This window comes from Paenibacillus harenae (assembly GCF_030812415.1).
In the GTDB taxonomy this organism is placed as follows: domain Bacteria; phylum Bacillota; class Bacilli; order Paenibacillales; family Paenibacillaceae; genus Pristimantibacillus; species Pristimantibacillus harenae_A.
On sequence record NZ_JAUSST010000007.1, the window covers coordinates 267,106 to 281,167 of the forward strand.

Sequence of the window (14,062 nt, forward strand, 5' to 3'; positions counted from 1 at the left end):
GGTGCAGTCCAAGCCTAGCAACCTCAGCCCCATTACGCTTAACGGTGTACCATATTTTCCCGCTATCATCTAAACTCAAGCAAATACTATACTCACCATATGATGCTTCCTTCATGGCCGAATGAAGATATCCGTTTCGAGCAGATCGGATTAGCCCAAAGGTTCTGAATCTAGCTTAGATTAGCAATTCTTGCTCATTTCATCAATTTCAAAATCATTTACTTTATTTTGATTTCTTTAGAATCATGTACCCGTTAGCGTGTAACATCAAAAAATCGCTCACCCCCGAACGGAAATGAGCGGCATATACTCAAGTATTCAATATACTCAGATTACAATCTGCCATCTTTGGTTGGCGCTGCTGCCTCCTCCCATTGGCCCAGGTCAGACCCGTCGGTTGTGCGGCCTATGCCGTCCAGGTATAGTCCGGTTCTTCCCTGAGAATATTTTACTTCTTTTGAGCGAGGAAGGCATTGATTTGATTCTTCAATTCTTCTTTAATTTTATCTACACCTGAATCCTTCAAATCCTTATTCATATTCGCCAAATTCTCTTCAACTTCGCCAAAACCGGATAATAAGAATGGAAGATACTTATCCATAACGGTGTTGCATTTGGCCATTTCATTTTTTACAGGCTCTGGATCAAATGTAAATCCTGCCAATACATGCTTCTGATACGTGTCCGGCTTAAATTGATATTCCGTATATTGTCGAATCTCCTCCGGCAATCCTGCAGGCATTCTGGTCAATGTCGGATTCCAGGTCAACTGGTAACCAGGGAAAGAGTAATTTTTCGCCGGATCGACTCCATCCGGAATCTTCCACTCCTTATCCCCTACAGCTTCCCAGTTTTTACCTTCGATACCATAAGTGAATAAGTCATTGTTCTCTTGACTGGAGAATACCCAATCCAGGAATTCCATGGTTCTGTCAATTTTTTTAGAAGAAGCAGGTATTGCCATGAAATTCCATGCCTTGCCATCCGTAGATTGCGTTCCAGGCGCCATTTCCTGATTATTCTTGAAGATCGGCCAGAAACCGATCTCCGCATTCGGATCTAACGCCTTTTGCTCGGCTTCTTTCCCCTTGAAACCGCCTACAGTCATGTATCCGGCAGCTTGACGCATACCTGTTCCAGTCGTGTTTGTCAAGGTATCTGCCGGAATGAATTTGTTAAATCGCTTCGCTTGATTAAACTGGTTCATCAGATAATTCAGACCGTATTGGGGATGAAAGTTTGCCCATTCGGATGCCGGATCGCCATAAGCCGCCACACCCGCAACGGATTTCCCATCTTCGGCGATTTGAACGTAAACGAAGTTTCTCTTCGGATTTCCTTGGCCGGTAAATGGAAATACTTTCCCCTCCAGCTGTTGTGCATTGATATCGGTAAATAGTTTGAAGAAAGCCGTATTTCCGTAGTTTCCAAACGGGATCATGTCTTTTTCGTTTTCTTTCACTTTTTCTAGGAAGTTGTACAAATCGTCATAGCTGCTGATATCGTTCATTCCATACTTCTTTAACAAATCTTTTCTGTACCATACACCTTCCATATCCATGAAAGAGTTTGTAACCGGAATAGCATAGGTTTTGCCAAAGATCTTATTATCATTGATATACTCTTCTGAGAAAGCCTTTTGAAGTCCGGGATATTTAGGGTTGTTAAAGTATTCGCTTAAATCTGCCAATACACCGTCTTTGGCAAATTTAGGCAATGACCACGGGATAAAGAGGTCGATGTCCTCTCCCGATGTCATCCATAATTCATGCTTTGTTCCATAGTCGGCAGGCGGTGTAAATGTAACATTCAATTTCGTATTAAGCGTATCCTGCGTCCGTTTTTCGAACTCTCTAAAGGCGGGATCGACATCGCGATAATGCCCGTTTTCATTCCCGAAGAAACGAATATTAAGCGTAACCGGATCCTTCCTTGTTGCGGGTTCAGTACCTTCTGCCGCATTGCTGTTAGGCGCAGTGCTCTCAGCCGGCTTGTTTGGCGTCTTGCTGCTGCATCCAACAAATAATGTAGCGAGCATGATTACAGCAAGCAGCGTGACTAAAAACTTTTTGTTCATTTTTCTTCCTCCCTTTTATTTTTCAATGCATATATACTAAACCGCTTTTGCGGGTTTAGCCCTTAACAGCTCCAACAACTAATCCCTTAATAAAGTACTTTTGCAGAAATGGATAAACAAAAATAATGGGACCTACAGTGACTACAGCTGTAGCCATTTTGACCGTATTATTTGGTTTTACATAATCCACTATAACTCCTTGCATATAATCCAATTGATACATAAATTCTACTTCTCTCAACACCTTCATGATCAGATATTGCAAGGAGTACAGATCTTTATCGTTAATATAAAGGGTGGCTGTAAACCATTCGTTCCAGAAACCGAGTCCATAAAACAATCCGATCGTTGCCAGTGCGGGTTTTGCCAATGGAAGGATGATTTTAAATAAAATATAGATGTCATTCGCTCCATCTATTTTGGCGGACTCCGCCAGCGAATCCGGTATTTGCTTGAAGAAGTTTCTGAGCAGAAACATATTAAACGGATTAACCAACGCCGGTACAATATAAACCAGGATATTATCGCTTAATCCTAAATATTTGGAGATAAGAAGGTAAGAAGGTATTAAACCTCCGCTAAACAGCATCGTAAAATAGACGAAAAAAGCAATTTTGTTTCTGTGAGTAAACGTTTTGACGGAAATCGCATAAGCCATAGCGCTGGTAATGATAAGGCAAAGGATCGTACCCACAACCGTGAAAATGATCGTTGTCCTGTAAGCGGTGAATATGGTGTTATCCTGAAATATGACCTCGTAGGCAAGCAACGAGAACTGTTTTGGAATAAGAGCAAAGCCGGTCAATTGGACAGATTTTTCGTCTGATACGGAGCTTGATATAATAAGGATAAAAGGCAAAATACAAAATATAGAAAATATAATCATAAAAAGATAAGAAAAGGTGTCTATTGCTTTATTCTCCAAGCTGCTTTTCATTTTTAATCTCCTTCCTTTAGAAAATAGCTGAATCCGAATCATATTTTTTTGCAAGATGATTTGTTACAAATACGATGACTAAACCTACAAGGGATTGATAAAGTCCGATCGCAGTAGACATGCTGATGTCATTCATTTGCCTAAGCATCCGGAATACATAAGTGTCAATGACATCGGTCGTTTGATACAAGTTAGGGTTGTCGCCTACAATCGCATAAATCATTCCTAAATCCCCTTGGAATATGTCTCCGATGCCAAATAAGGTCAACAGCACGACTGTTGTTTTAAGCTGCGGCAACGTAATCTTTGTTATACATTGCAAACGGGTGGCTCCGTCAATTTTGGCCGCTTCATAGATTTCCTGGTCAATGCCCGCTATAGCAGCCAAATAGATCACGGAGCCAAAGCCCGCCCCTTTCCATATTTTTAAAACAACCAGTATTGCAACCCACAAATCCGGATTGGAATAAAAACTGATTTCCTGTCCTTCTTGAATGAAACCAAACGCTTTTAAAACGGAATTAATAAGTCCTATATCCGTCGACAGTAAAGCAAAAACAAACATCGAAACTAATGTCCAGGAAATAAAATTCGGCAGAATGACAAGAGATTGTGTCACTTTCTTAAAATATTTGTTGCTAATTTCGGATAGCACAATGGCAATAAGGATCGCAAAAAACAAACCGGTAAAAAGAAACAATATATTTAAAAACACCGTGTTCCAGGTTACAATCAGCCAATCCTTTGATGTGAAGAAATATTCAAAGTTTTTCAGACCAACAAATTCACTTTTAAAAAATCCTTTCACCGCATTAAAGTCTTGAAAAGCTACGACGACCCCCACCATTGGCAGGTACTTGAAAATCAAGAAATATAAAACGCCTGGTAAAACTAACAAGTACAAATAGAAATTCTGTTTTACATCTGATATGATGCTCTTCTTTCTCTTCTTCATCACAACGCTGTCTGCTTTATTATTGCTCAAAGCTACATTCACATTTATCATCCTCCCCATATGCTAAATAAATCTCTTGGCTCGCGTCGGTAACACTGAAAGCCTTGCCCTTATGACTTTAATACCAAGCATATGAGTGTTCAAGTTCTCGTTTCGTCAAAATGCCGGTTTGATGGTTTTTGAACCTGTTCAAAAACGCACTGCAACGGATCCCGATGCTATTTGAACTCAGGCGGTTTACAAGAAAAAAAGAACCGACAGCTTAGATGACTACTTCAACATAGTCAAGTCCGCTGCCGGCTCTTTTTCTGTTTCACTTTACCCATGCGAAGTTCGCTCGCTTTGACTCCCGCTATCATGGATACTCATTCTATAATTCTCCGGGGTACTGCCAAAGTGTTTTTTAAATACGGTAAAGAAGTGCTTGCTATTCTCTGGGTACCCAACCAATTCAGCAATCCTGCTGACAGGATCATCCGTTTCAATTAGAAGTCTCTGCGCTTCTGACATCCTGCATTGGGTAATATAATCCGACAATGATATACCCGTTATCTCTTTGAATATAGACCTGACATAATTCGGAGACAGCTCTACATACTTTGCTACTGTATCCGTTGAAATATTCACACTATCATAATGCTTTCCGACATAATCTTTAATTTTATTCGCAATAATGGTTTTTACATTTTCTTTAGAATCATTGCCTTTTGTTTCTACAAATTTGGAGCAGAGTGAATAGAGATACGTTTTAATTTCCTCCAACGTTTCGCAAGTCTGGATCTCAGAAACAAGCACCTTTATGCTGTATTCTCCATTCTCAATACTAGTCTTGGCTAAACCGCTTAGTGTCCTTGTAAGCAACACGGCTAACTGCAACACCGTTATTTGTATTTCATCCGCACTATATAAAGCAAGCCTTTCAAAAAACTCATTAAGGCTTGTGTCAATTTTCCTTAAATTGCGCTCTTTTATGGCTTCGATCATTTTCTTCTCAATATCATAAGGATATTCATGGAGATCATTATGATTTCGTTCAGCTATATCGCCATATTCTATGACTGCTTTTCTACCGAATATAATTCGGTAATTCGAAGCTGCCCGTGCATTCTGGAAGGATTTGCTTATCCCTTCAAATCCTTCTACAATATCACCTATTCCCGCTGATACCGAAATCTTCAGATATTTGTCTACTTTATCTTGTATTTCCGTTGTCGTATCGATTAGTTTACGCACAATCTCGTCACTGCTATTATTTACATTTAAAATAATACTTACATAATCGTGTCCGTTATCAATGCCCTCTGCCTTAAATCGTTTTTCCCTGAAGAATTCAAATGCAATGTTAAGAATTGCAAATTTCACTAATTTTACGTCTTTCGACCATTTACCTGAAAGAATATTTTCAAGTGCATCCATTTTAAGCACAAGGGTCAAAAAGAATGGATCGTCAAAACTTACCCCGCATTCCATCATATAATCTTTGTCGTAGATTTTTTCGTCCATTTCCCCGTCAATTAATTTCCCTAAAAATGTCTTCTTCTTGTCATTCAACAATCTGGTTGAATCCAGTCTGTATTTATGAAGCAATTTTCTAAAGGGATTATAGATACTTGATGTAAAAAATACAGCTAAAATGATGCCTGCAAGTATGAAAATAATCGTTATAATCAATAATGTCTTTTGCATAGAATAGGCCGACGATAATAGCTTGCTATATTCGCCAATGCCTATAAATATCAAGCCTAAATGCTTTGCTTTCACATAGCTGACAAGTGATTCCTTATCATTAATCTTCGTTATAAAACTGCCTTTTTCATTGTTAGACAACATGATTTGTTTCGCATAGCTTTCATTGGCAAGATTTTTATTGATCATAGAAGTGTCATCATGAGATAACACATTACCGTCTTTATACATGATTAATACTTGGTTAAGATCTCCGGCACTTCCACTGGTAACCATCTGCTGTAGTATTCTTTCATTTAAATTAATAACTAATGACGATTCGACTTCACCATTATTTGAAGTGTTTGTAAGAACCAAGGTCAAGAAATTTTCGCTTATATTTTTATTGTTTATTACATAATCCACTTTTCTTGTAAAAAATTCATCAGAAACGCTTTGTTCTGTATTCCTCAGAAAATGGATGATATCTTGATCCAAAAAATCAGTTGTCGACTGAATCCCTTCTCCTAACTCAGATATACTGAATATTACCCTGTCAGCCTTTGCATTATAAATATAAATGGAGCGAATAAGCGGATTTGAATTCACGTATTGCTTTAATTTCTTTAATACATCTTGATCGGCGAATGCATCTGATTTATCATCATACAAACCATAATTAAGATCACTATCCAGACCATTAATAAATAACTGATAAAAGTTATAATAAACATTTATGAGCATCAAATCTGCAATATAATAAGATTGCGAAATAAAATTTTCAGAGGTTTGACTTACTTGCTCTATACTTTTATTGCTGTAGGTACGAAATATGACAAAGGAAAAAACGGATAATAGCACGATAACAATAACTAAATAGGATGATAAGATTTTTATCAATAAAGTATTTCTTTTATAGAGGCGTTTTAGCCTTCCCCCTGCACGTTCTACCTTCATTTGGCTATCCCCCTCGATATATCTATTGGGAGAACGAACGGGGAGACTGATCTTGTATTCAGTCCCCCAGATCGCCCAGAACCGTTCTTTAGTCACTTACGAAACTGAATGCCTTGGGTGTGCTCATTACCGGCAACAGGGTTATATTTCTCATTCCACACTACATGGATGTCGACCAGCTGGCCCAGCTCAAAATCCTCTACGCGGATATCGTCGCAGGTTGTGTCCCTGGCGCTATGCCCCAAATGTAAACGATTGAAAGCGCTTTTTCCATGTCAATTTCATTCGTTTTTTTTTGAATTCTTTCAAAATCGGATGTTAATTTCTTTGGAAATGAAAAAAAAAGCCGATTTCGGTTTTTCGGGAAATATTAGGGGCATAAAATCGATCACTTCTTTTGCCGCTGCGCATATACCTTGTTGGCTTCGTCCGTCAATTCTTGACCTCCGGATATCAGCCAATTCGCCTTAAAATCGTCGAATCCTTTATCCGTATCCTCTTTGCCGATGATGGCCTTAATCAAATAATTGTCCATCAGAGTCTGCAAACTCGCCCAATATTTCGCCTTGGCGGTCAATACGGTCGGGCCAATAATGTCCCTGAGCGGCTCGTAACCGCTATCCAGCTTCGCCTTCAGATTCAATGATTCGCTGGTCGTGTTATATTTCAGCATGGAAGTATCAACATTGTAGAGTGGGTTGTAGAAGCTGCCGGCGCCGGCTTTTGAGGCCTCCGGTTTAGGCCTTGCGACGACAAAGTCGCCGTTCATCTCGTAGTTGACGCCCTTCTCTCCGTAAACCGTAAGCAGCCAGCCTTCCGGATTTGTTGCAACGTATTCGAGAATTTGCTCTATCTTGACCCGTTTCGCTTCATCTTTCTCAAGCTGCACGCCTAACAGGACAGGGGCTTGACGTGCGCCGTATGAGAGGGCATAAGATTTGCCGGCCGGTCCGATGACCGGCTTTCCGGCGATAACGTGCTGCCCCTTGTCCAAAGCGTCCTTCTTAATATATACGGAATCAGCGTCGAAGTTGCGCCAACCCATGTTATCGACCATGCCGATCTTTTGGTTGGCAAATTTTTCATTGAGCTGGCCGTTATCTGCTGTTATGAACTCCGGATCGATAAGTCCGGCTTCGAACCACTTATTCAGAAGCTTGAGTGCCGAGCGGGTTTCTTCGGTGATCCCGCCATACACAACCTTTCCGTCTGCGCCCAACTTGAACTGATACGGCGATACGCCATAAGCCGAGAATACGGAAGTAAACATTTGGATCGGGAGCTTGCCTCGGCCCGACATGCCGTACGTATCCTTCCTGCCGTTGCCGTCCGGGTCGTTGTTCACAAATTTGATGAGCACATCCTCCAGCCCCGCGAGCGTCTTCGGAGGCTCGTTGTAGCCGATTTTCTTCAACCATGCTTCATTATAACCGGGGATCATGCCTGAATTGCCGGTAGGCCATACCTTTGGGATTCCCCAGTTCCTTCCATTATAGAAACCGGCATTCCATGCGCCGGCGTCAAACGATTCCAGTGCTTTCGAATAATTCGGCATATTTTTTCTGATTTCATCCGGGGAAATGCTGGCAATGATGCCCTGATCCGCCCATGTGGCTAAATCGATCTCGTTCGCATCGATTGGGAAAATATCGGGAATTTGACCGGAAGCAAGCAGGACATTGAATTTATCCTTCCATCCCTGCCGTTCCAATTTGACATTTTTGATTTTGACGTTGAATTTCTGCTCCAGCTGTTTCTGCACATAGTTGTCGTCAGCTTCAGGAGCATTGAAGTTGTTCGCCCATGTAATCTCGATCCGTTTGTCGTCGGCCTCAGGCTTCACAGTTTCAACAAACGACCCCGGCTTGCCGCAACCGACCGCGACGAACGTCATCGACAAGACAATGCCTGTCAAACCCAGCAAAGTTTTTTTTCTTTGTTTCTTTCTTTGATTCATTGGTTTGACCTCCCTCTTTTTTTTTTTGAAAGCAAGGGATTCCGATTTTTAAAGTATTCAAATACAAAAATGGAAGTAAAAGCTCAGCTGTAAACAGCTTGTCTATAGAAATCTTGCTAATTGGCCGCGCTCGACGTTTGTTTCGTTTGTCTGTACCGAGCCGGGGTAATACCGAATCGCGCTTTGAATTTGACATGAAAATATTGCAGGTTGCGATACCCGACAAGAGACGCGATTTCCGTGACGGACAACTTGTCTTCCTCTTGCAGCAAGTGGGCGGCTTTTTCGAGTCTAATTCGGGTCACGTATTCGGTAAACGATTCGGTCATCACTTCGCCGAACAAGGTGGAAATGTAGGAGGGAGCGAGCGAAGCCACCTCGGAAAGAATGTTAAGCGAAAGATCTTCGTGCAAATGCTCATCGATATAGGCTTTCAGCTTGAAAATGACCCCCGCTTGATTATGCTTGACTGAATCCCGTACATGGACCCCAATACGTTCGGAAAGGTTGCGGATCGATGCGATCGTGTCTGCCAGCGTATCTTTCTTCAACTCGTCAAACAGATTGGAAGGAGGAACGATTTGCTGCAGCTCCAGCTCAATGATCGTTTCGTACAGTGCGGATACAAGCTGGAGAAGCGCAAGCTCCACCGATTCAAGCTGTATATTCCTCTCCATCAGAACAGCAGCAAATTCATCGATTAATTCATTGACGCTCTCTACATCCCCGGCCTTAAGCGTATTCTGAAATGCACCCAGTGAAATCTGCGGCGGCTTCGGATCGAAAACGGAAATTCTCGAATGCGGAATGATGGTTTCATGACCGTACATAAACCGGTAGCGATACGCTTGGTGAGCCACTCGATAGGAAAGAGGTATTTTTTCAGCCGATTCGACCGAAGAGCCGATTCCCGCTCCAAACCGGAGCTCTCCTCTTACTTCATCCTGGAATTTGTCCAATCCCACAGCGATCACCCCGTCATCCGCCTCTGCCCGTGAATCCAGGAAAAAGATAATGGCCGCTTCCTGCGGATTCAAGCAAACAATCTCGCATGGCACGGGGAAGTCGAATTGCTCGTATCGCATTTTGAACGTCTCGCTATCGCCATCGATGAGTTGAATATGCACCACTTGATAGAGGCAATCCTGTAGAAGGCCATCCACATGTTCCAGACTGAGACTAGCGCCCATCACCAGGTTTTTCATCTCATTCTTTTTAGCCTGAGATTCCAAACTGACGATTTTTTGGTCCATGAAATTCAGCGCATTTCCGATTATCATATATTCGTTCGCATGGCCGGGGTTCAGACCCGGTTGATACAGGTTGCGAACATGCTGGATCAGCTTCTTCATCGGGAGATAGAAGCGTTTGGAAATCAGGTAGGAAACCGCAAGCCCAAACACGAGCATAAGACAGCAGGCTACGAAAATCTTGGTTTTCAATTTTTTTGTATCCAGCACAAATGAATTCATCGGCCGATCCATCGCATAGGTCCAACTGTGTTCCGACTCTTGACCGGCGAGATGCGATAATACGAATGTGCCACTTAGACTGTCGTTGATCTGTGTGACGGTCTTACCGGATCTGATGGCTTGCCTGATCAACCCGACATCTTCCGGATTCGCTCCGGTTGTTTGCAGGATCAAATTCCCGTTTGCATCGAATATATAGAACCTCTCGAAGGAGGAGTGCATGATTTTAGAGACGGCCTGCTTCAGGTACTCCATATCGACATCAACATATAGGTATCCTTTCGGCGATGGGCCTCTTATCCCGTACGGGAGCTTTACGATATACGTCATTGCCTGCTTTCCGTCCGGCAACGTCCGGACCATCCATCGGTTCGGAGTCATTTGCGGAAGCCCCTCAATAAAAACGAAGTCTGTGGAGTTTTCCGGATTTTCAAAGAAAAGATCGCTGGATACGACATAATTTCCTTGATGAAAAAACACGGTTATATTGGAAGCGCCTTCAATTGTTGTTTTAAAAATCTCCAGATCTTGTTGTAATGACAATACACGGTCGAGGTTTTCTGACCAACTATTATTGAGCAAATAGTTCAAATTCGAGCTGCTCCGAGTGAGAATTGTGGTTACGGCCTTATTTTGAAGATTTTCTTCGTACTTTCGCAGCAATGTCTGTTCTACGTAATCTTTTGCTGTAACGAGACGTCGTTGACTATCCCTGGCGATTTCGTCCACCATCATTTGATTAGCCTGCGTGTACAGGTAACCTCCTGTAAGTCCGAGCAGCACGACAGCTAATGCCGTAAACGATAAGATGAGACGGGTAAAAAAAGTATTTCTATAAAAAGGTAACGCTTTCATTAGGATCCCTCCTGGCACACACCCTGATGACAAAAGTCAAGTTACTCGGATTAATTTTTCTGCAATATGGTTGTACAACCGATCCGCCGGAGCAAATGACATATGCACAACAAGTATACCGATCTTATGATTAATTTACTATTGGTCCATATGCGCAATTGTTGGAAATCAAGCGACAAGGATCCTTTTGTAAGTAATATATTGATGAATCGAATAGCCGGTCTCCTCTTTGAAAATATGGCACTATTACTCTCCATCATTGTCACCTCACTTAAATCAATCCAATTCTACTGCAAGATTTGCATTCTTTCAAACAAATTATTGCGTATTGTTCGTCGTCCTTACTTCTCGGAACTAAAACAACTATTTTGGGTGAATTCCTTGTTGCTGTAGGACTTCCAAGTTTCTACATGAGGGGTCGTACCACCAGAAGGTAAACGGCCTTTCTTTGTATTCTGAACATAGACGTAATAATAGCAAGCCAAATGCACGAAATTGACAAGCGACCATACAACAAGCCATATGATTGAAGACGACAGGGTAGTCCAGATGCCGAACCAAGGCAGCACGCGTCCTCCGCCGATAATTAATTTGCGGGAAACGAATCAAGTATATTGACTTTGACGTAACGGTAGCCCGTATCATAGTAACAAAGGGGGGGTAAAGATTTATACTACCGGCCATTTAGAACGAGTGACAGGGATAACCGAAAGAACAATCTCTTATTATCATAGCTTGGGGCTTCTTTCTCTAAAGAAAAGCAAAGGGAAAAAGATGGTGACAGATGAAGATTTGGTATCTATTCTGAAAATCTTTATTATGAAAATCACACATAAACGTTTAAAAGACATACAACTCATGAAGATAGAGTCCCTTTCCTTACCTGAATTAATGAAGGATCTTGAACACATGAACGATAGTATCTTGAGCTTGCTCCAAGGATTGGAACGATACAGTACGGAAAAAGATCAACATATTTGTTTTTCGCTGTTGCAAGAATCCGACAACTTTTTACAAAAATATTCGAGGTAATCACTTGGCGAGGAGGCCGGAGTCCATGCAAATTGATCTTCGTAATACGCTGACTGTACTATCCCGATTCTTTACGGAACGGACCAACCCGAATGGACTCCTACCTAACTACTTGGAATGGGCAGAAAGTGAACATGGCATCATTACCATTTTGAATGAAGTTAGAGTAAGACAACGCTACCGGGACTTCGATATTCTGTCCGCCGCTAGAAGCGATGGCATCGACATATTGGAAGCGCAGCAGCAATATGGATTGTTCAATCCGACAAGGAGTATAGAGGCAACTAAGTGGTGCTTTGACGAATCGCAAAGACTGATGATACAGGAACGAATTAAGACAACGTTAGAAATGATGGCGAAAGCCATTCCTTCTTCTCTTTTGCCGGAGCGGTTGGTCGTTGTCATCTTACCGGCAGATTGCGCGAACGGAACTCTGATGTTGAACGGATCGGGGATAAGTTGTTATGGACGCTCCCCCGGTTATTTGTTTTTGCGCGTATGGCCAACGACCGGTAATCTGAATCGTCTCGATTATATTCTCGCCAGGAGCTTCATCCATGGCATTCGGAAAAATGCTCGAAACACGGATTCCCCGACCTCGCTTGGGGAAGCCATGGTATTGGAGGGCCTGGCAGCTGCTTTCATAAAAAGTGTATTTTCTGATATAGAGCATCCAGGGTTAATCGGTTTTATGCCCCCGGATAACTGGGAGGAAACGCTTGCAAACGTTGCAGGATATTACAGAAAAATAAGATATGACGACGTAATGGTCAACATCTATGGTTCTCAAATCCATGCAGGCCGTATGCGGCCACCGGTTGTTGTTCCATTAACGCGAGAAGAGCTCGATTATGTTTATGAACTTATGATAGCTCAAGCGGACTGTACGGAAGCGCACATAGTTGCCGCTTATCTTTATGGTGATCCGCTCATGGCGGCACAAGGGCATCCATCCTTCGGAGTTCCTCATCTCGCAGGTTTCGAAGTAGGCTATCATGTTGTCGAACGGTATTTACAAGCGACAGGTATTAAGGTTGCGTCGGCGTTATCCATCCCCTGGAGGGACTTCTTTAATGTTGAAAGGTTGTAGAATAAAATGAAAACGAACAAGAACACGACTATGTATCCAAAGCCTCATAAGGAACCATGTATGGGTTGTGGAGCCCTCTTCCCCCCTTTCAACGGCCCGATACATCGTTATATGACGTCTTCGCCGGGCTGTTGGGCGGCATTCGGTGAAATTCTTCAGCGATTCTACGGTAATGACGCTGGTGCAGATGCTCATCGCATTAGTGTCGATGCATACGCGGTTCAGCACCCGGGAACCCCGTCTCCACAATCGATCCAATCGGTGACCGGTCACCTTATCAACTTATGCCTCATGTTCGAATACGAGGTTAGAGACCCTGCATGGAGACGCGGAATGATTCAAGCCGTGACCCGTTATTCCGACCAGTTCAATTGGCTCGAACCTCCCCCTTCACAGAACGGTACGATTACGGTAGCCGACCTGCTGCCGATAACGGATGTCCAAGCATTGCATAAAAAATCTATCGAGTGGGCTCGTTCGTTATGGGATTCGTGGCATGAATATCACCCGCTGATTCGCCAGTGGGCAGCTAAAATTAAAACACTTTAGTTTACGAAAAGCTTGTATGTAATGAATGTGGAATGCGGTGCTAAGGAGTTTGCTAAGGAGGTATTATACATGTCTGATACTTGCACTAAGTGCGGTGCCGTAACACACTTGGGCGAGACGTGCGAATCGATTTTCGGCGAATTTATGGCACTCGAGTTCACAGATCCCGCTTATGGACGGGTTCATTTTCTCACTGTCGCCTGTTACATGGTTCAACATGAGGGCTACAGCGATGAGTTGTATGTCTGGGTGCAAACCGCGCTGCGAAAATACCTGGAGGAAGGCCATACTACGGAAATGATTCGCCGGGATGCCGCCCATGGCCCCGGACGCATTAAGGGAATTTCAAGGCCGGCGGATGCGAAGTCTCTTCCTAAGGTGGCCTGGTCCATGACGATCGTTGATATAGCCGCACAGATGCTGGATGCGGAAAGTTATTGCAAACTTATTGAACGATGGGGACATACTACGCTGAAAGAGATGGGACCACTTGTGTTAAAAAGATGATAAGATGGT

General features: G+C 42.7%; 10 protein-coding genes. 4 read left to right on the forward strand and 6 right to left on the reverse strand.

The window, feature by feature from the left end; genetic code table 11:
- Positions 1-448 precede the first annotated feature (448 nt).
- The 6 genes from J2T14_RS25145 to J2T14_RS25170 all read right to left on the reverse strand — a co-directional run bounded on the left by J2T14_RS25145 (position 449) and on the right by J2T14_RS25170 (position 10,875).
- Entirely contained in the window at positions 449-2,077 is a 1,629-nt protein-coding gene (locus tag J2T14_RS25145; protein WP_307475299.1) for an ABC transporter substrate-binding protein, read from the reverse strand.
- A gap of 55 nt (positions 2,078-2,132) precedes the next feature.
- Positions 2,133-3,014: a carbohydrate ABC transporter permease gene (locus J2T14_RS25150; RefSeq protein ID WP_307475301.1), complete on the reverse strand. Its 882-nt coding sequence runs from the start codon at positions 3,012-3,014 to the stop codon at positions 2,133-2,135.
- Positions 3,015-3,030: 16 nt separating this feature from the next.
- Positions 3,031-4,011: an ABC transporter permease gene (locus J2T14_RS25155; protein WP_307475304.1), complete on the reverse strand. Its 981-nt coding sequence runs from the start codon at positions 4,009-4,011 to the stop codon at positions 3,031-3,033.
- 276 nt (positions 4,012-4,287) lie between these two features.
- Positions 4,288-6,591 (reverse strand): helix-turn-helix domain-containing protein, encoded by a 2,304-nt coding sequence (locus tag J2T14_RS25160; RefSeq protein WP_307475307.1) that lies wholly within the window; start codon positions 6,589-6,591, stop codon positions 4,288-4,290.
- Between the two features lie 388 nt (positions 6,592-6,979).
- Positions 6,980-8,548, reverse strand: coding sequence for an extracellular solute-binding protein (locus J2T14_RS25165; protein WP_307475309.1), 1,569 nt, complete (start codon positions 8,546-8,548; stop codon positions 6,980-6,982).
- Between the two features lie 116 nt (positions 8,549-8,664).
- The gene (locus tag J2T14_RS25170) at positions 8,665-10,875 is read right to left on the reverse strand and encodes an AraC family transcriptional regulator (protein WP_307475311.1); all 2,211 of its coding nucleotides are present in this window, start codon (positions 10,873-10,875) and stop codon (positions 8,665-8,667) included.
- Positions 10,876-11,541: 666 nt separating this feature from the next.
- Between J2T14_RS25170 and J2T14_RS30995 the strand changes: the two genes are divergently transcribed.
- From J2T14_RS30995 to J2T14_RS25185, 4 genes are all read left to right on the forward strand, one after another.
- Complete coding sequence (locus tag J2T14_RS30995; RefSeq protein ID WP_373458205.1) at positions 11,542-11,907, forward strand: MerR family transcriptional regulator; 366 nt, start codon at positions 11,542-11,544, stop codon at positions 11,905-11,907.
- A 25-nt stretch (positions 11,908-11,932) separates the two neighbouring features.
- On the forward strand, positions 11,933-12,997 hold the full coding sequence (locus J2T14_RS25175) for a DUF2268 domain-containing putative Zn-dependent protease (protein WP_307475314.1): 1,065 nt from the start codon (positions 11,933-11,935) through the stop codon (positions 12,995-12,997).
- Between the two features lie 60 nt (positions 12,998-13,057).
- Positions 13,058-13,546, forward strand: coding sequence for a DUF5946 family protein (locus J2T14_RS25180; RefSeq protein WP_307475316.1), 489 nt, complete (start codon positions 13,058-13,060; stop codon positions 13,544-13,546).
- A gap of 69 nt (positions 13,547-13,615) precedes the next feature.
- The gene (locus J2T14_RS25185; RefSeq protein ID WP_307475318.1) at positions 13,616-14,053 is read left to right on the forward strand and encodes a DUF5946 family protein; all 438 of its coding nucleotides are present in this window, start codon (positions 13,616-13,618) and stop codon (positions 14,051-14,053) included.
- The last annotated feature ends 9 nt before the right edge of the window (positions 14,054-14,062 follow it).